The sequence below is a fragment of the Stenotrophomonas sp. YJH_SMC_58 genome, assembly GCF_059369635.1.
Genome location: NZ_JCAFSW010000007.1, coordinates 183784 through 203639, shown reverse-complemented (window position 1 = coordinate 203639; position 19856 = coordinate 183784). Strand labels below are relative to the sequence as shown.

General features: G+C 65.6%; 4 protein-coding genes. All 4 read right to left on the bottom strand.

Annotated features, from left to right (window positions below):
• Positions 1-176: 176 nt before the first annotated feature.
• The 4 genes from AC5P68_RS11540 to amt all read right to left on the bottom strand — a co-directional run bounded on the left by AC5P68_RS11540 (position 177) and on the right by amt (position 19850).
• On the bottom strand, positions 177-728 hold the full coding sequence (locus tag AC5P68_RS11540; RefSeq protein ID WP_197572800.1) for an imm11 family protein: 552 nt from the start codon (positions 726-728) through the stop codon (positions 177-179).
• Positions 729-756: 28 nt separating this feature from the next.
• Positions 757-16284 (bottom strand): hemagglutinin repeat-containing protein, encoded by a 15528-nt coding sequence (locus AC5P68_RS11535; protein WP_414497743.1) that lies wholly within the window; start codon positions 16282-16284, stop codon positions 757-759.
• A 106-nt stretch (positions 16285-16390) separates the two neighbouring features.
• Positions 16391-18115 (bottom strand): ShlB/FhaC/HecB family hemolysin secretion/activation protein, encoded by a 1725-nt coding sequence (locus tag AC5P68_RS11530; protein WP_414497744.1) that lies wholly within the window; start codon positions 18113-18115, stop codon positions 16391-16393.
• A 304-nt stretch (positions 18116-18419) separates the two neighbouring features.
• Positions 18420-19850: an ammonium transporter gene (gene amt / locus AC5P68_RS11525; RefSeq protein ID WP_033834605.1), complete on the bottom strand. Its 1431-nt coding sequence runs from the start codon at positions 19848-19850 to the stop codon at positions 18420-18422.
• Positions 19851-19856 lie beyond the last annotated feature (6 nt).

Here is a 19856-nt window from a genome sequence, read left to right as displayed (position 1 = left end):
GGAATGAGTGCCACCACGCGCATCTGACCGCAGCGGAGGGAGCTGATTCGGAACTCAGAATCGAGGAAGACAATCGCCCCTGCGACCAAGCACGCCGACCAGATGGATAGATACATACCCATAACAGGTCGGTAGCGCCACGCATTTTGTCAACTTTCCATGTACTGATTGATTACTCATTCAGTAACAGGATCGTAGACCGCACCAACCACCCCAGCCTCATCCAGGCGACGCCTCACCTCTTCACTCACGATCAACGCGCCCATGAATTTCTCGATTCGGAAAATATGCCTCGCGCCGATCCTCTCTCGATCGACAATGAGTTTCGTGAACGCCCTGTACTGACCCGCGAGATCCGGTCTGACCGGATCATCCTCTTCAAACTTCATGAAATCGGAACGACCTTCGTCTACGCAGTCAACGCGCGTCTCCACGATCAATACAGAGTACTCGCCACGAACATCCTGACCCTCGATGATCAATGGTTCGACAACGACATTCATATAGGGCTCATCGAACTCAGGCAAGCCAACAAGCGCATCTCGAAATCTCGCACTTACCACTGGAACACTTGCATACCCGGCAAGAGAGTAATCGACCTCAACCCCACAATTCACGAGATCAAGGCTGTAGGTCCCAGGTTCCATGAAGTTGACGGGAGGATCTATGAAGAGCCAGTTATCCACATGATTGATATTCCCTAGAGTCCATCGCTCTGCAATGCTCATGTCGGGCCTGATGCGAAAGTATTTCAACTCAACTCCTCGTCAACCACTTGTTGACCTGACTTCCCACGATAACCGCTTCTGCCTTCATCCTCTCCAGCGTTCTTGTGACTGCAGAGTTGTACGCTGCCGTGCCAGGCTTCAAGCCACTGGTCGCTCTGTCAAGATTATCATATACGTACTGATGGTATGCCTCAGGGTGCGGCCCACGATGGCCCTTGACTGCAACCAGATTCTCTACAGACTTGTTTATATCAAGCCCTGCGCCTTCGAAGAACCGCATGTACTCTTTGGTCCACGCGACCTTTCCATTGGCCCCCACAAGACATTTATTGGTGCAAATATGATGCTTGGGAGCAGACTCGAAATCGACGGGAGCGGGGACCGATGAACGCGCACCATCCAAGGTGACGTAACCCCCACTATTGTCTTTGAAGATCGGCTTGCCTTCATCCGTATATCTCCCGGTCGAGGTGTAGGTTCCTCCTCGCGGACCAGTAACGCTGGCCGTGCCATCGGCGTTCTTGACCAGCGTGTAACCGTTGGGAACATTGAACTCTGGCGAAGGCAGTGCCAACGGCTTGTTCACAGGCGCCGGGACGTCTGCCGGCTGTCGCGGGGGGACCAGATCGGGTGCCACCGGCTTTGCAGCGGCGCCTGACTCCAACGCCGCCAGTTTCCTGGCCTTCGCGGCCGCCCGCATCGCGGTGACATCACCCAGGCTGATCACAGCCAATGCGACGTCCAGCCCCATGTCACCCTTGGTGAATCCGTTTGCGGCCACATCGGCCAGGTTCCATTTCTGGTTCAGGCCCAGCTCGTAGGTCGCCGCATCCCAGCCGTTCCCGAAGTAGCCTGAAATGGACGACCAGGCGCCGGCGCCCTTTTCCTTCATGACACCCCAGCCGCCAATTTCACCGATGCGCTGGAAGTCGTTCAAGGCCTGCTTGGTGCTCTCAATGGACATGTAGATGGCATTCATCTTCGCCATGTCCATGACCATTCCACCCGCGTTGGTCACCACGCCTGCTCCCGAGCCCGCCTTGTCGAACAGCAGATTCAGTGCCGCGTTGGCCGCCGCCTCCTGTGTCTTCCCATTCAACGCGAGCATGCCGGCGGTGAATGGATCGCAGCGCCCTGCCGCTGCACAGGTGATCTTGTAACGGGCATCCAGGGAAGACGTATGCGTCAGCAGATCGGAGGCGAGCTGGCCACCATTGCCCTTCGTCAGTGCCGCCTGGGCCAGATCAAGGCCATTGTCGTTGATCCATCGCAGATAGGTGGAATCATTCTGGGTAAGTGACCAATAGGCGTCACCCAGTTTCGACTGCTCTGCGCGGCAGGCAGGCGAATCGGCAGCCGCGGTACATGCTGCAATCAGTGCCGTATTGCGCGCATCCGACAGCGCTGCCAGCTCCTTCTGTTCGCCGCAACGCTCCCCGCTCTTCATGCAGCTAAGCATGGCGTCCAGGAACTGCATGCGCTCTGCATGATTCAGGTAGTTGTTCTCGACGGAGTTCTTGGCGATGGTGGCTCCCAACGCCGCACCCATGGCTCCGTCTCCACCAATCCCACCAGCCATCGCGCCGACCGCCTGGCCCAATGCCTTGATCTGCTGTTCCTGCTCCGGAGTCAGCTGCCCGCCATTCTGCCGCGCGTAGTAGTCACCCAGGAATTTGGCTGCCAGTTCACCACCTCCTGCAGCAGCGGCTCCGGTACCCGCCGAACCCCCATTCGCCTCCGCAAGCAGCGCGCCAAGAAGCGCGTGCGAGAGCATCTGCATCGCCTCACTTGGGACGGCGCTCTGCTTGTTTGGATCGAATGTCTTTCCAATCAGCTCAGCGGCGTAGGGCGCGAGTGTGTTCGGGATGACCTGACCACCTGCCTGCCCTGCCACGCCGCCGACCAGCGCGGTGGAGACCGCGTTGAGCGCACGGCCGTAGGTACCGTCGGGTGCCCACTTCTGCTGCGTGACCAGTGCATCAGGGTAGGAGCTGTCAAATCCGGCAAGGGCGGCGTACTGGTCCTTGGAACTGAGGTTGGCAAACGCCTCCTTCTCTGCGGCGCTCTTCCCTTCCAGGTAGGCATCAGTGATCTTGTTGATCCCGTAGCTTCCAATGTCCGATGCGATCTGCTTGCTGGTGGCCAGTACCGTGCCTGCTGCATTCGCCATCGCCTGCTGATCGGCCAGCATCTTGTTGGCATCCGGCATTGCCTCCAGCGCGCGGTGTGCCGCAGCTGCATCGGTATTGACACCAAGTTCGGCCGCTGTGGTCTTCCTGCCGCCGATGGTGATATTGCCCTCGGTCAGTGTTGCACGCGTGCTTGAACTGTCGCTGCCACTTTCATGCATCGGCAGTCCACCGCCGAACCCGACACCATCCACGCCGCCGAACGTTCCGGATTTGATGCTGCTGCCGATACCCTGCAGCTGCTCAACCGCTCCCACACTCTTGTCCGTCGGGCCCTTGCCACTGCTGCCGAAGCCACCGCTGATGCTGCCCGACGTGGCCTTGTAGTCCATATGGTTCTGCAGGTCGGTAAACGTCAGCGAATCCGCAGTCAGCTCGCTGTTTCCTGCATTGGTGCTGGCGATCGCGCCGCCCACCAGATTCACGTGGCCAGCATCCACGTGATAACCACCATTGCCGGCAAACAGGCCGCTCTGCTGGCCAACGCCCTGATAGCTACCGTTGGCCTTGCCTCCGCTGGCGTAGCCGTCGGCGTTCCACGCGGTGCCGAACGAGACCTGCACGCGGCCGCCCACCTGGCTGTTCTTGGACATGCTCTCGGCGACGTCCTGCAGCGATTCGATGGTCAGCGTGCCCCCCGTCTTGACGTCGATGCGGTCGGCGGTGGCGGTCGCGCCGCGAAGGGTGGTATCGCCCTCGGCCTTCATCGAGATGTTCTTGCCGGTCAGCGTGGTGTTCTGCCAGGTGCTGCTCTCGGCATTGGACTTGCTGCTGCCCACACTCGCTTCGGCGTAGACATACACACCGGTCTGCGCACCCACCGCAACGCCCACGCCGACTTCGGCGCCGGCATTGCTGCTCTTGCTACGGTCGGCCACATGCGCCTTGCCGGCTTCCAGCAGGATGTCACCGGCCGAATCCAGACTGAGCGTGTTGCCCGCGCTCAGGTTGCCCTGCACCACGTGGATGTCGCCCTGGGTGCTGGTCAGGTTGACGTTGCCGCCGCCCTGGATGGTAGAGCCACGCGAGACCTGGCTGCTGCCGTCGGCACTGCTGCTGGAGGTCTTGAAGCCAACGCCGGCCTCGGCACTGATCAGTGCCCCGCCTCCGCCCTTGCCGGCCATGCTGGAGATGGCACTGGCGGCCTGATAGGCATTGGCACCAGCAGCAAGCCCCTGCATCTTCTGCAGGCGGTCGTCGGACTTGCGGGCGGCGTCGACGTTGTTGAGCAGATCGATCAACGGCGATTTCACCCGCGCGAAGGCGCCGATCTTCAGGTCCTTGTCGCTCTGCGAGTAGTGACCGCTTTCGTCAGCGGTCAGCAGCTCGATCTCAGCGGCAGTGATGTTCACGTCCTTGGCCGCCACCACATTGCTGGCGCTCTGCGTGTACTTGCCACCGGCGGTGAGGTTGACGTTGCCGCCGAGACTGCCAATGGTGCTGGCTACCTGCGAGACCTGCGCGCTGTCATCGCGATGCTGCTCGCGATGCCAGCCGGAGAACTTCTCGGTATCGGAGATCTGCACAGTGCCGATCGCCTTGCTGTCCGAGCGGTTGGCATTGCTGACCGTGTCCTGCCCACTACGGATCGTCAGGTCGCCCGCAGCGCGGATGCTGACGTCCTTTTCCGCCGCAATGTTGGCGGCGGTCAGGCTGATATCGCCCTCTGTGGTGGCCATGCGTACACCGCCACCCACCGACAGCTGTGTGCCGGTGATGGTATCGCTCTGGCCGGCGCCCTCGCTGCGCGAATTGTTGGTGCCAAACGGCAGACCGGCGGAGTTGGTGGCGATACCCCAACCCTTGCCCCGGCTGTCGCTGTCACTGCGCTCGGTGTTGTGCGCGACATCGAACACGATGTCCTTGGTGGCCAGCAGGACAGCATTGCCCTCGGCCGTCATCTGCGCACCCTGGCTGGTGATCGAGCCGCCATTGGCGATCAGCGAGAGATTGCCGCCAGCATTGAGGTTGCTGACCCGGGCGTCACTGGTGGAGTGGCTCTGGTTGCTGTTCGAGCGCTGGCTGCCGGCCGTGATCGCCGGCAGCACGGCCGCCGACACGCCGGCCGCTACGCCTTCAGCGGTACGCGTGATCCGGCCCATCATCGTGCCACTGTCGGCCATGCCTTCGGTGGCGTTGTCGCGTGCAGTGCGGTACGCCTTGGCCGGGTCGTAGGTGACGCCCACCGAGAACCCGCTGGACTTGCTCGACTGGCTGGCCTGGGTATCCACCGTATCCTGGCGGGCAATCAGGTTGATGTCCTTGCCGACCAAGGTCAGGTCCTTGCCTGCGGCCACGTCGGACGCGGCGATCGTCAGCTGGTTGCCGGCGTTGATCAGCACGCTGCCTTCGCGCGAGGCGATGGCGGAGCCGACCTGGGTGGTCGACTGCTCGGCAGAACTGCTGCTGTTCTTCGAGCTGCCGTAGCCGATCGAAGCGGTTCCATTGGAGAAGCCACCGGTGAAGCCGGACTTCTTCCTGGTCTCGCTGGACTCACTGCTGTGATGGTCTTCCGCAGAAGTGATCAGCACATTGTTGCCCGCACCGAGGACCACTGTGCCGGTGGCATCAACCACCGCGCCTACGGCGGTCAGATCGCGGCCGGCGGTGACGCTCACGCTCTCGCCCATCAGGCCGGTGCCAATGGCGTAGCTGTCGCTGCTCTCGGCGTGGCGGGTGGTGGTGGTGCTCGACAGGGTTTTCTTTTTCTTGTCGTAGCTGTCCAGGCTGAAGTCATGCGTTTCGTTGGCCGAAAGCAGGTTGACGTCGCGACCGGCCGCCACACTCAGCGTGCCATCCGAGCTGGCAACCTGGGTGGCAGTCAGGTTGATATCGCGGTTCGCTCTCAGCACTACATTGTCGCCAGCCTGCAACTGGCTGCCACGCACGGTCTCATCACTCTGGCTGATCTGCAGCGAGCTGCGCTTGCCACCTGCATTGAAGTCGCTGCTGCGGCTGTCCACCAGCGCCTGGCTGTTGATATCGCCACCGGCCTGCAGGGCCATGCCGCCATCGGCCTTGATGCGGGTTGCAGCCAGGTTGATGTCCTTGCCCGCCGCCAGCACCACATCGCCAGCGCCCTCAATCGACGTCACCGCATGCGTGGTCTGGCTGTTGCTGGTGTGGTTGCGGCTGTCGTGGTTCAGCGCACTGCTCTGGCCCAACGTCTGCGCACCCAGGTCCAGGTTGCCACCGGCAACCAGCTGGGTGATGCCGTGGCTGCCGGCATTGCGGATCTCTGCAGCCTTGAGGCCGATGTCACCGCCGGCCACCACCGACAGCACGCCATCGCCACCGGAGTTGGTGACATACAGGCCCGCCACGCGATCCAGCGTTGTCTTCTGCTGCGACAGGCGGTCGCCCTGATCCTTCCATTCCGTGGTGGTCGAGGCCACGGTGATGTTGCCGCCGGCCTTCAACGCCAGCGCATCGGTAGCCTTGACGGTACTGCCGATGATGTCGATGTCCTGCCGCGCCGACAGGCCCACCTGGGCACCGCTGATCTGGCCGCCGGACAGGTTGCGGATGTTGCCGGCATCGATGCTGACCAGCTGCCGGCCGGCAATCGTGCCGCTGTTGACCAGGTCACCGCGCAGTTTGACGTCCACCTCCGCGCCGGCCAGCAATGCGCCATCGTTGCCAAGGTCGCCCGGCAGCACCCGCAGGTAGACCTGCGGGACCAACGCGCGAACCACCGAGCCATCGGCCAGGGTGACGTCCTTTTCCACCAGCCAGACGATGTCGCTGGTCAGGCGTGCCATCTGCTCGGCGGTGAGCGCTACGCCTGGGCGCAGGCCCCATTCGCTCGCCACCGTGGCACCGGCCTCGAGCAGCGCGCGGTACTGGTCCTCGTCGCTGGCATGGCCGGTAAGGAAGCGGCGGCCGGTGAGTTCGCCGATCTGCTCGCGCACCAGCTTCTGCTCGTAGAAGCCGTCGCCCAGGCGCTTCTGCGTCTGCGAGGGATCGAAGCCTGCGCGCTGCAGCAGGTAATCCGAGCTGAGCCAATCGCGATAGCTGGCAAAGCGCGGGTCGGTTTCCACGATGTGGTTGCCACGGTTGGCGTCCACATTGAACAGGCTGGCGGTGGGTGCACTGGCATTCGGGCTGGTGGTGATCACCACGCGCGGATCAGCACCGGTTGTCGTCGTGGCCTGCTTGCCATCCACTGCGGCATTGCCACCACTGCCGGCATGCTCTCCGGCGCGCACCGCCGCCGGGCCGTTGGCATTGGCCTGCCCGGCCTGGGCGGCATTGATGTCCTGCGCCGTGCCAGCACCCGCCCCGGCGTTGCCGGCCTGGCTCGGGCCCTGGGCACCCGTCGCGTCCGCGCGCACGCCGTCGGTCTGGGCGACCGCCTGCTGATGACCACCGTTGGCGCCCTGCGCCGCGCCAGCGGTGCCCGGCCCCTGTGCGTCCACGCTGCCGGCACCCTGGCCTGTGCTCTGGCCGGGCCCCTGCACGCTGCCCGCGCCGGGGCCGACCGCACCTGCACCGCGGCCGTTGGTATCCAGCTGCGCGGTGCCCTTGCCACCACCGGCGTTGGGGTTGCTGCCCCCGTTGTTGTCGTTGCGCAGGTTGCCGACATCGATGGTGAGCTTGCCACCGGCGGTTATCGACGAACCCAGCGCGCCGGTCTTCTCGGTGATCGGTGCCGCCTTCCAGCGGCTGGAGGAGCCACCGTAGGTGATGGACTGGTTGTCGAAGGTGCTGGTACGGGTCAGCTGCTCGGCAGCATTGATCACCTCGGACTGATCGCGGTTCAGGCCGACGATGGCCAGGTCGCGACCCGCGGCGATGTTGGCGAAACGGTTCTCCAGCCGATCGGTGCTGATCCGCATGCTGCCGCCCGCGTTGATCACGGCGTTGTTTCCTGCCGAAACCACCACGTCTTCCACGGTGGTGCGGGTGGCAATGCGGGTCTTCTCGTTGCCGCTGGTCTCCTGCGGGTGACGCTGCATGTTGATCAGCGTCGCGTCCGGATTGTCATAGTCCGGATAGGTGATGATCTGCACGCAGGTCGTGGTGCAGGTGCCGTAGGCGTTGTTGTACCGAAGGGTATCGGTCACGTACTCGATCGGCGGCGACCCCGGACCACGGGTGGACAGATCGCGGAAGGGATCTTCCGCGCCTGCGCCAAGCTGATCGGGATTGTTGCGGTTGTCGGCGCGGCTGACGTAATAGATCGTGACCGTGCCGTCCTGCACGCTCAGGCGCTCACGTGACGCGCGTGCGCCATGCACGCCACCGCGGGCGAACGCATAGGCGCTGGTGTTGCTGGACAGCCGGATCACCGCCTTGCGGATCTGCTGGCCATCCGGAGTGACATAGGGGGTGTCTTCGAGGATGTCCGCCGGGTTGAGGTAGTAGATCTCATACGGCTGGTAATTCGAGGTAGCGCGGAAATCCCGGTTGTTGTTGTTGGCGTTCTTGAACCAGCCGGGTTGTTCCAGCCGCACCGGTGCATGCACGGTGGTGACCTTCTCCACGACCACGTTCTCGCGGATGTTGTTCACCGCCAGCGCGGACAGGTCCAGGTTGCCGCTGACCTCGATGGTGGAGCCGATGTTGTCCACCTTCTGGGCGCTGCCTACCGCGCCCAGGCCGTTCAGGGCACCGCCGATGGCAGCGTCGCCATCGCTGAAGATCAGGCTCTTGCCGCTGTTGGTCAGCGTGCCGACGCCGAGGTCCAGGCGCTGGCGCGCGGCGATGGTACCTGCACGGTCCACGCCGCCGATGTTGGCTGCCAGGTTGTTGAGCGAACTTGCCTGGATGGCGACGCGGTCACCGTAGATGCGGCCGCTGCCGATGTTGTCGACGGTCGCGGCGGTAATATGGGTGACGTTGCCGTCCAGCAGGCCGTAGTTGACCAGTGCGCCGCCCGCTGCAAGGCGGGTCAGGCCGATGCTGCTGATCTCGCCGGTGGAGGCGTTGGTGATGTTGCCCGCATTGATGTTGACGTTGGCGCCGGCCAGCTTGCCGGTGTTGTCCAGGTTGCCCTGGATGGACAGGCTCAGCGTGCCGTTGGCCACCATCTCGCCACGGTTGGTGTGGCTCTGGCCCAGCTCCAGAGTCATGTCACCCTGCGACATCAGCCGGCCATCACCAATGATCTCGCGGGTGCGGAGGGTCTGCTGCCTGCCGGCCACCAGGGTGCCGCCGCTGTTGACCAGGGTATCGGCGCGGACATCGGAGCCCAGCGCCGCCGACACCAGGCCACCGCTGTTGTCCAGGCGCTGGTTCACCTGCAGCACGAGGTTGTCGGCAATCACCTGGCCGTTCTGGTTGTCCAGGTTGCTGGTGGTCACCTGCAGGGTCTTGCCCTGCAACCCCAGTGCAGGACCATTGCCCGGGCTGAGCGTATTGCGGTTGTCGACATGGCCGGCCTGCAGGTCGAGGCGGCCGGTCGCGGCCACCAGGCCGCCACTGTTGAGCAGCGCGCCCTGCAAGCTGATGTCGGCATTGCCACCGGCGGTCACGCTGCCACCGGTGTTGGCCAGCTGCTGCGCGCGCAGCAGCAGGTCGGCCGCACTCACCAGCGAGCCGCCGCCACTGTTGTCGATGTTGATGGCCTGCACGTCGGCACCGGCCTTGGCGGACACCGCGCCACCACGGTTGTCCAGATCGCCGCTGCGGATCTGCAGCGTGCCACTGCTGACAATGCCGTTGCCGTTGGAACCGGCATTGATCAGCCGCTGTCCGGCGGTGTTGATGCTGAGGGCTGCCGCCGACTGCAGCAGGCCGCCTGTGTTGTCCAGGGCACCGCTGCGCAGCTCTGCGTTTCCGGAAAGGCTGGCAATGATGCCGCTGCGGTTGTCCAGTGCCTGGCCGCGGGTATCCAGCTGCAGATCGTTGGCGATGATCCGGCCACTGTTGTTGTTCAGGCCGCTGGCCGAGACCTGCAGGTGCTTGCCGGCCTGGACCAGGCCGCCCTGGTTGCGCAGCGCATCGGCGCTGGTCAGCTGCATGTCCTGACCAGCAGCCACGGTGCCACCATCGTTGTTGATGGACTGTGCCTCGGCCAGCAGTGCGCCTCCGGCAGACAGGGTGCCCTTGTCGCTGTTGTCGAGCAGGCCGTCGACGCGCACGGTCAATGCGCTGCTGCCATCGCTGTGCACGATGCCGCCGCGATTGTCGAACGCGCCTGCGGTGAGGGTGGCGTCTCCTGTGGTCAGGATGCGGCCACCGCGATTCTCCAGCGCGTGGATGATCGCCAGGGTGCTGATACCGCCGCCGGCAGCCTGGATCGTGCCCCGGTTGTTGAGCAGCTGCGCGCTGCGCAGATCCAGCGTGCCATTGCCGGCAAGCGTGCCACCGCTGTTGTCCAGCCTGTCGCGCGCGGACACCTTCAATGCATCGCTGCCAGAGGCGATGATCGAACCGCCCGCGTTGAGCAGCGTGCCTGTATCCACGGCGATGCGGGTAGCCGACAGCGTGCCGTCACGCAGGTCGGTGGTTTCGCCGGTCAACTGCAGGGCGCCATTGCTGAGCAGCTTGCCGCCCTGGGCATTCAAGGTGTGTGTGTTGATGGCCAGCATGCCGGTGCCAGCTTGCTGCACGGTGCCGCCGGCATTGCCGAACACTGCACTGGTCAGTGTCAGGTCGCCATTGCTGGCGATCAGGCCGTTGCCACCGTTGTCCAGTGACGTGGTGGCCTGCACGGTACTGGCCTGCGCGCCCGTCGCCAGCAGCTTGCCGTTCTGGTTGTCGAAGCGGTCGACGTTGAGGGCGAAGTGATCGGCAGTGAGGGTGGCGCCGCGATGGTCCACGGTCACTGCATCCAGCTGCAATCCGCCTGCCGTGGCGATGCTGCCGCCGGCGCCGTCCAGCTGGGTGGCCTGTACGGTCAATACGCCCTTCCCTGCATGGACGATGCTGCCCGCGGCATTGACCAGTTGCCCGGCATCGACACGCAGGTTGCCGGCATTGCTGGCGAGGGTGCCGCCGCCGTTGTTGAAACGGCCGGTGACGGTGATCCGGCTGTCGGACGTACCTGCCGAACTTAAGGTACCGCCCGCATTCGACAGCGAACCGGCGCTGATCTGCTGCGCACCGTTGGCAGCGATGGTGCCGCCGTCATTGCCCAGCGCGCCGCGTACCTGCAGCGACATCGCCTGGTTGCCGGTAGCGGTCAGCGTGCCCGCCGTGTTGTCCAGCTGGCCGGCCTCGACGCTGACCTGCTGCGCGGCCGTGGTGCCCGCACTGAGATCGATGGTCTCGCCCTTCAGTTGCAGCTCGCCATTGCTGACGATGCGGCCGGCATGACCCTGCAGCGTGTCGGCATCGATCTGCAACAGGCTGTCGCCCGCCTGCTCGATGCTGCCGGTGCGGTTGTCCAGCGAAGCCGCTGACACGCGCATGCCCGCACCGCTGGCGATGACACCCTTGTTGCTGTTGTCGAGCAGGCCATCGGCCTTTGCCACCAGGCGTGCTGCGCTGTGCAGCGTGCCGCCCTGGTTGTCGATGCTGCCTGAGGTGATGCCGAGCCCACCGTTGGCCAGAATGCGGCCGCCACGGTTGTTGAGGTCCTGGCCGATGCTCAGCTGGCTCGCTGCGGTGCCGGCGGACTGCAGCGTACCGCCAGCATTGACCAGCACGGCGCTGCGCAGGTCCAGCCCACCGTTGCTGGATACGGTGCCGCCGCTGTTGTCGATGCGTTCGCGCGCGCTCAGTCGCAGCATGTCGCCGCCGGTCGCGGTCAGCGTGCCGCCGGCGGTGATCAGGGTGCCGGTATCCACCTCGATCCGCTTGGCCGAGGTGACACCCGCCCGCAGGTCGGTGGTGGTGCCCTTGAGCAGCAGGCTGCCATTGCTGACCAGCGTGCCGCCCGTACCGTTGAGCGTTCCAGCATTGATCGACAGCACGCCTTCGCCAGCGTGCTGCACGGTACCGCCGGCATTGCCGAACACCGCCGCCTGGATGCCCAGGTCGCCATTGCTGGCCAGCAGGCCACCCCCGCCGTTGTCCAGGCTGCCGACCACGTCGATCCGGCTGCCCTCCGCACCCGTCGCCATGACCTTGCCGGCCCGGTTGTCGAAGGACTGTGCGTCCAGCGCGATGCGCTCGGCCTGCAGGGTGGCGCCGCGATGGTCCACGCTGCCCGCCTGCAGGGTGATGGCGCCCGCGCTGGCGATGGTGCCGCCCTGGCCATCCAGTTGCCCGGTGCGCAGCAGCAGGCCCTGGCTGCCGGCATGGCTGAGCGTGCCCTTGACGTTGGCCATGCTGCCGGCGTCGATCTTCAGCGCCGCACCATTGCTGGCCAGCACGCCGTTGCTGTTGTCGAACAGGCCATCCACGTGCAGCTCGGTGGAAGCGCTGCCTGCCGAACTGAGCGTGCCGCCGCGGTTGGAAAGCTCGCCGGCTTGAATGTTCTGGGCACCGTTGCTGGCGATGGTGCCAGCGTCGTTGGCCAAGCGACCGCTGATCTGCATCGCCAGCGTTCCACTGCCCGTAGCGCGCAGCGCACCCGCACTGTTGTCCAGGCTGCCGGCCACGATGTCGAGCTGCTCGGCCGCCACGGTACCGCCGCGCAGGTCCAACGACCCGCCCTGCAGATCCAGCGCGCGGGCAGTACCGATGCTCCCGCCCTGGCCCGACAGTGTTTCCGCCTCGATGTGCAGGTTGCCGTTGGCAGAGATCGAGCCGCTGCGGTTCTCCAGCTGTGCAGCCCGGATCGCAGAGGCCGCTTCACCGGCCGCAATCAGCTTGCCATGGTCGTTGACAAAGCGCCCTGCGCGTACGTCGATGGCGCCATTGCTGCCCAGCGTTCCGCCGGTATTGTCTAGCAGGCTGCGGGCCTGCAGCTGAAGGGGCTGGGCGCCCAGCGCGCTCAACTGACCACCTGCCGTGATCACGCTGTCACCATCGATGCTGATGCGTTGCGCCGTCGTGGTGCCCTCGCGCAGATCGAGGCTGTCGCCCTGCAGGTCCAGCGAACCATTGCTGAGCAGGGTGCCGCCGGCACCGGTCAGGTCCTGCGTGGTGATGGCCAGGCTGCCGGAACCGGCCTGCTGCACGGTTCCCCCGGCATTGCCGAAGGTGCGCGCGTGGATATCCAGGTTGCCGTTGCTGGCGAGGGTGCCGCCATTGCCGTTGTCCAGCGTGCCCTGCACGCGCAGCGTATTGCTGCCGGTGCCAGTGGCGACGATGCGTCCGCCCCGGTTGTTCCACCCGGCTGCCGTGATGTCCAGTTGCGTGGCGGTCAGCGACGCGCCCTGGTGATCGACTTCGGCCGCGTTGAGCTGCAGTGCGCCGGCGGTGGCGATCTGTCCCTTCGCGCCGTCCAGGCGCCCGGTGTCGATGTCCAGGCCGGCGGTACCTGCATGGCTGAGCGTGCCACCTGCGTTCATCAGGGCGCCGCTCTGCAGCTGCAGGTTGCCCGCATTGCTGGCAATGCTGCCGCCGCTGTTGTCGAGCGTGCCGTCGACCCGGATCTGCGACGCCGCGGTACCGGCCGAGTTGAGCGCGCCGCCGCGGTTGGACAGCGCGCCCGCGTGGATCTGCTGGGCGCCGTTGGCACTGATGCTGCCGCCGTCGTTGCGCAGCAGGCCCTGCACCTGCAGCTGCATCGCATTTTCGCCCAGTGACAGCAGGCTGCCGCCACTGATGTCCAGCCCGGCAGCATCGATCTTCACGTCATGGGCGCGGGTGCTGCCCTTCTGCAGGTCCAGCTGCTGCCCGCTCAACTGCAGCTGACCGTTGCTGGCAATGCTGCCACCGGTCCCCTGCACCGAGGTCGCGTTGATCTTCAGCGTGCCGGTGCCGGCGTGGTCGATGCTGCCGCCCTCGTTCAGCAGGCCATCGGCCGTGATGTCCAGGTCGCCATTGCCGGACAGCAGGCCGCGCTGGTTCTGCAGCCGCTGGCTGGCATGGATGCGGCTGGTGCCGGTGCCTGCGGCGATCAGCTTGCCGCCATCGTTGATGACGGTGCCGCCGTTGATGTCCAGCGCACCATTGGCACCCACGGTGCCGCCGCTGTTGTCCAGGGTGCGCGCGACCTGCAGGCGCAATGCATCACTGCCCGTCGAGGTCAGCGTGCCGCCCGCGGTGGTCAGGTCGCCGGCACGTACATCGATGCGCTGTGCAGCGGTGGTGCCATTGCGCAGGTTGAGGGTATCGCCGTGCAGCTGCAGGGTACCGTTGCTGAGGACGGTGCCGCCCTGGCCCTGCAGGTTGGCGGTGGTGATGCGCAGGTTGCCGGTACCCGCCTGCTGCACGGTACCTGCGGCATTGCCAAAGGATGCTGCGTCGATCTGCAGGTCGGCATTGCTGGCCAGCAGGCCACCGTCGCTGTTGTCCAGATGATTGCGCACGCTGAGCGTACTGGCCTGCTGGCCGGTGGACAGCACGCGGCCGCCACGGTTGTCGAAATCCCGTGCCGTCAGCTCGAGCTGGCGGGCGACCAGCTGCGCGCCGCGGTGGTCGGCACGGCCCAGCAGCAGGTCTGCCGCGCCTGCGGTAGCGATGCTGCCCTGTACACCCTCCAGTACCTCCGCTCGCAGCAGTAGCCCTTCGCTGCCGGCGTGGTTGATGTTGCCCTTCGTGTTGACCAGGGTGCCGATGTCCAGACCCAGGCGCGTGGCATTGCTGGAGATGCTGCCCTCGCCGTTGTCGAGCTGACCGATCGTCCAGGTCGTCGCCGCGCTGCCACCGTGGGCAAGGCTGCCGCCACGATTGATCGCCGACTGCGCCTTCAACTCGAAGCCACGGGCGAAGGTCATGCGGCCGGCGCTGTTGTCCAGCTGCTGCACCTGCGCGCTGGCCGCACCCTGGACCTGCAGGGTGCCGCGCATGTTGCGCAGCGCCTGTCCCTGTACCTGCAGGGTACTGGCGCCCAGCGTACCGTCGCTGTTGTCGAGGCTGTTGCGGGCGCTGAGCTGCAGGTCACCGCTGGCTTCAATGCGGCCACCGTCGTTGCTCAGGGTTCCGGCGATGTTGAGCATGCCGGTTGCCAGGGGCGGGAGCGGCGTGACCGGCGGGGTGCCGGTGCCCGGAGAGCCGGTGCCCGGGGTACCCGTGCCGGGCGTGCCGGTGCCCGGCGTCCCGGTTCCGGGCGTACCGGTGCCAGGCGGGGTACCGGTGCCGGTACCCGGCGAGACGCTGGCCACGTTGCCGATGCGGCCCTGCAGATTGCTGACATCGGCCGCCTGCAGCTGCAGCGCCTGCGTTCCGAGCTGTTCAATGCTGCCGCCACGATTGCGCAGCGCATCGGCGTTCACTTCGATGCGGCGCGCATTGAGCGTGCCACCACTATTGTCGACGTCTACCGGGGTCTGCACGCGCAGCTCGCGCTCGGCACTGAGCGTGCCGGCATTGGCAATCCCGCCGCTGGCGTCGATGCGGGTGTCCTGCTGCGCATGCATCGCGCCGACATTCTCCAGCCAGCCATCGGCGGTGACCACCAGTTCACCGGCCTGCGCGCCAATCTTGCCGGCGTTGCGCACGCCCACGCCGTGTTCGTTGCCGACCAGCCAGATCCGATTGGCGTACATGCCGCCCAGTGCGCCCACGTCCAGCGCGAAGACGGGCGCCGCAGAAGCCGGCTTCTGCGCCTGGACACTGCTGTGATCGGCACTGACCACGTTGCTTCCCAGGCTGGCCTGCAGCTGGTTGGCCCAGATGCCGGCGTTGACCTGCAACGAACGGGTGATGATGTCGGTGTAGTCGGCGCGACTGGTATCCAGGCCTGCACCACCGACTCCGATGCTGCCGCCTTCCACGCGATACCCGTCCAGCACGCCATTGGTAACGATCGGCGTGCCGGTGGTGAGGGTCACCCGGCTGGCGTTGAGGAAGCCTGCGCCATTGACCTGGATGCCGGCCGGGTTGGCGATGACCACCTGCGCCCGCGCACCCGCGACCTCCACGTAGCCATTGAGGTGGCTGGGGTTGCTGCTGTTGACCTCGTTGAGGATGACACGCGCGGTACCGGTGGCCAGCCACGGATTGCCCTGCACCCAGCCACCCAGCTGGGTCTGCACGTCGCCGCGCGAGTTGTTGAGGATGACACCCTGCTGGCCGACGTCGAACTGCTGGTAGGTGTTGCGCGACACACCGCCGGCGCTGGGCGTGGTGATGTTCACCTGCGGCGTGCCGTTGGCCGAGGTGATCACCGTCGGGCGCTGGTTTGCCGGTGCGCCGGGGTCGGCGGCAATACGGCCGCGATCAGCCGGCGCCTGCTGCGCGGACAGCGGCTGCACCAATCCCACCCAGCCCAGCACCAGCCAGAGCGCGAAACTGATCGGCCGCAGGGTGCCGACGGTATTGCCGCCGTGGTGGTCTATCCCGCCGTGCGCAGCGTTGACCAGCTCGGAGGCGACCTGCATGACGCCGAGCGTACGGTTGAAGACCAGACGGTAGACTTTGTTCACGGCGCTGATTCCTTTCGGTGCTGTTGGGTTGTATGCGCAGCAGGCTGCGCGGTACCGCATCGTGTTGGCCGCGCAGGGGACTGCGCAGGCCGGTCATGTGCAGGCGTCAGAACGAGACGCCCAGGTTCATTCCGAAGGTGGTGTAGGCGGTCTGGAAGCCACGCGGCTTGGACAGCGGGCTGCCGACGAACGCATCCCAGTTGATGTGGCGGGTGCCACCGCGAAGCCCGAGGGCCGTACCGGTGAGCCGGTCGCCCAGCAATCGGGCCGTGGACGGGCCGGCGACACGCCCGTGATCAACGGCGACGTAGGCCTCCACACCGCCGCCTAGGGGCACGCCCACTTCATTGCGCAGCAACCAGCCACGCTCACCGGTCAGCGACATTTCGCCATCAAAGCCACGCACGGTGTGGCGGCCACCAATGGAGAACCGGTCCTGCGGCACCAATGGCGAGCGGTTCCACTGCGCACGCCAGCTGCCGATGTAGCGCAGGCTCTGCTTGCCCCACTGCAGCGGCAGGACCAGCTGCGCGTCCGCGGTATAGATGCGGCCATGCGCCGTGCCTTCGCCGAACGCCTCTTCCGGCGCACGCAACGCGTTGAAGGCACCGGTACCCTTGCGGTAAGCCAGGTTCACATCCAGTGTCGCCTTGCCGATGAAGTGACGGTGGCCCAGGCCCAGCTCCCAGCCAGCCATGCGCCGGCGCTGCACTTCAATCTCGGTATCGTTGATGAAGTTGTCCGATTCGCGGTACCAGCCACGCGCGTACATGCTGGTCTTGGCATGCGCGTTGCGGAACAGCATGCGGGTCAGCCGCAGTTCCGCATTGCGGCTGGAGCCGCTGTAGACGTAGTTCTCGAACGCACCGGCAACGGTCTGCTCATAGTCGTACTTGCTGGCGTTGGCACCCAGCAGCCAACCGCCCAGCGGTACGCTGTAGTGCGCCGCCCAGCTGTCGGTGCCACGTTCGCTGCCGTTGAACACCGATCTGCCCACGTTGACGTAGAACAGATCGCTCAGGCCCGCAGGGTTGTCCACCGACACCGTGGCACCGGCCTGCATCTTGCCCGTGCTCTGGCTGCCGGCATCGTCCAGGGTCAGGTTGACGCGTACCGGACGCGCCTGCTTCCAGCTGATCACCAGGTCGCTTTCGCCGGGTTTGGCGGCCGCGCCATCGGCCGGTGGCGCGATCTGTATGTCCACTGAGGCGGTCGGCACGCGCTGCAGGTTCTCCAGCGCCTGCTCGATGTCACGCAGGTTCAGCACCTCGCCACGCTTCACCGGCATCGCATTCCAGAGGGCGGGGGTACGGCCTTCTCCGTCAGCGAAGCGGATGGCGTTGACGCGCCCTGGCACGACCGTGAGCGTCAGCACGCCGGCCTTCAGGTCCTGCGGTGCGGCAAGGATGCGGGTGGTGACGTAGCCGCGCTCGATGATCGCGTTCTGCACGCGCTTCATCACGATGTCCACGCCCGCCGTACCCAGGCAGCGCCCGGTGGCGGGGTTGCTCCGGGGATCGGCTGCCGCCAGCGCCCAGCGGAAGCGGTCGGCAAGCTCGCCCTGCAGCGCGATGGTGGTGATGGTGAAACAGGGCGACTCATCAACCGGCAGGCGGCCGAGGTCTTCGGTGGCTGGCTGCAGGCGCACATCCGGTGTGGATTCCTGCTGTTCACGCAGCACGCGCTCGCGCTCCTGCTGCCGGAGCAGTTCCTGCTCCGGTGACACCGTCTGTGCCCATGCCGGCGCTTGGAGGCCAGTAATGGCCAATGCCACGCCCACGGACAACCGCCACTGCAACACCCGGCTGCGTACTTTACGTCCCTGTTCCACGATGCTTTTCCCTGCTGATGACTGCCAGACCGACGAAGATGCGGCTGGAAGAGGCAGCACTGTAAGGGAATCGTGTGGCAGGAAAAAGCACCAGCGAACCACGCTGGCGCAAGCCTTCAAGGCAAAGTGTGATGTCTGACGGAGGGCATTCCGCCAGCGGGCAGAGTCCTGGATCTACACTGGAACCAGCAGAGCTCCGTCATTGCGTCCACTGATGCCGGTGGCACAAGGAAAACCTGTACCTGACGCCCGCCACTGCGTGCAGCGCAGCAGTGGCGGGACGCCCTTGAAACCGTGAAACCGGTCAGGCCTCGTAGGCCGATTCACCATGCGAAGTCACATCCAGGCCGGTGCGTTCGGCCTCCTCGGTCACGCGCAGGCCGACCACGACCTTGACCACCAGCAAGATGACCGCGGTCACCACCGCCGACCACACTACGGTGAGGCCGACGCTGACCACCTGCACCCAGACCTGATGGGCGATATCCAGATCCGCCTTGGTACCACCCAGCGACTGTGCACTGAACACGCCGGTGAGAATCGCGCCGACGATGCCGCCGACACCATGCACACCGAACACGTCCGCCGTGTCGTCCACCTTCAGCAGGCGCTTGAGGCCGGTCACCCCCCAGACGCAGACCACGCCGGCGACAAAGCCGATGATGATCGCGCCGAGCGGGCCGACGGTGCCGCAGGCCGGGGTGATGCCGACCAGGCCGGCCACCGCACCCGAGGCAGCGCCCAGTGCCGACGGCTTGCCCTTGCTGATTGCCTCCACCAGCGTCCAGCCCAGCACCGCTGCGGCAGTAGCCAGCACGGTATTGAGGAAGGCCAGCGAGGCCACGGTATCGGCCGCTGCCGCCGAGCCTGCGTTGAAGCCGAACCAGCCCACCCACAGCAGCATCGCGCCGATGTAGGTGAACGGCACGTTGTGCGGCTTCAGCGCGGTCTGGCCGTAGCCCAGGCGCTTGCCGACGAACCACGCGGCGACCAGGCCGGCGACGCCCGCGTTGATGTGGACCACGGTACCGCCGGCGAAGTCGATGGCACCCAGCTCACCCAGGTAGCCGCCACCCCAGACGATATGTGCCATCGGGATGTAGCTGAGGGTGAACCACAGCGCCGAGAACAGCAGCACCGCGCGGAACTTGATGCGCTCGGCGAAGGCACCGACGATCAGCGCGGTGGTGATGCCGGCAAAGGTCGACTGGAACGCGACGAACAGATAGTCCGGCAGGCCCTTGATCGGTGTGTTGCCGACCGACTCGGGGGTGAAGCCCTTGAGGAAGGCGAACTCGGTGAACGACCCGAAGAAGGGATTGCCCGCGCTGAACACCGCGCTGTAGCCGTAGGCCACCCACAGCAGCAGCACCAGCGAGAACACCACCAGGATCTGGCTGAGTACCGACAGCACGTTCTTCGAACGCACCAGGCCACCGTAGAACAGGGCCAGGCCCGGCACGACCATCAGCAGCACCAGCAGGGTGGAGGTGAGCATCCAGGCCACGTCGCCACGATCATAGGCGGCGGCCGCTTCGGCCACGGCCGGCGCAGCGGCTGCAGCTGCAGGGTCCTGCAGCGGTTCGACCGCAACGGTTTCGCTCGGCAGCGGCGACACCTGCGCCTGGGCGTGGGCATTGCCCGGCCAGGCACCCGCGGCCAGCGCACTCAGCAGCATCAACAGCCACACGACATGGAACCGGGCTTGCCACCCGGTGAGAAGGCGCATCTTCATGGGGGA

Excerpts from the sequence above, each read along its gene's own strand:
- amt (WP_033834605.1), bottom strand. The coding sequence starts at position 19,850 with ATGAAGATGCGCCTTCTCACCGGGTGGCAAGCCCGGTTCCATGTCGTG.
- AC5P68_RS11540 (WP_197572800.1), bottom strand. The coding sequence starts at position 728 with ATGAGCATTGCAGAGCGATGGACTCTAGGGAATATCAATCATGTGGAT.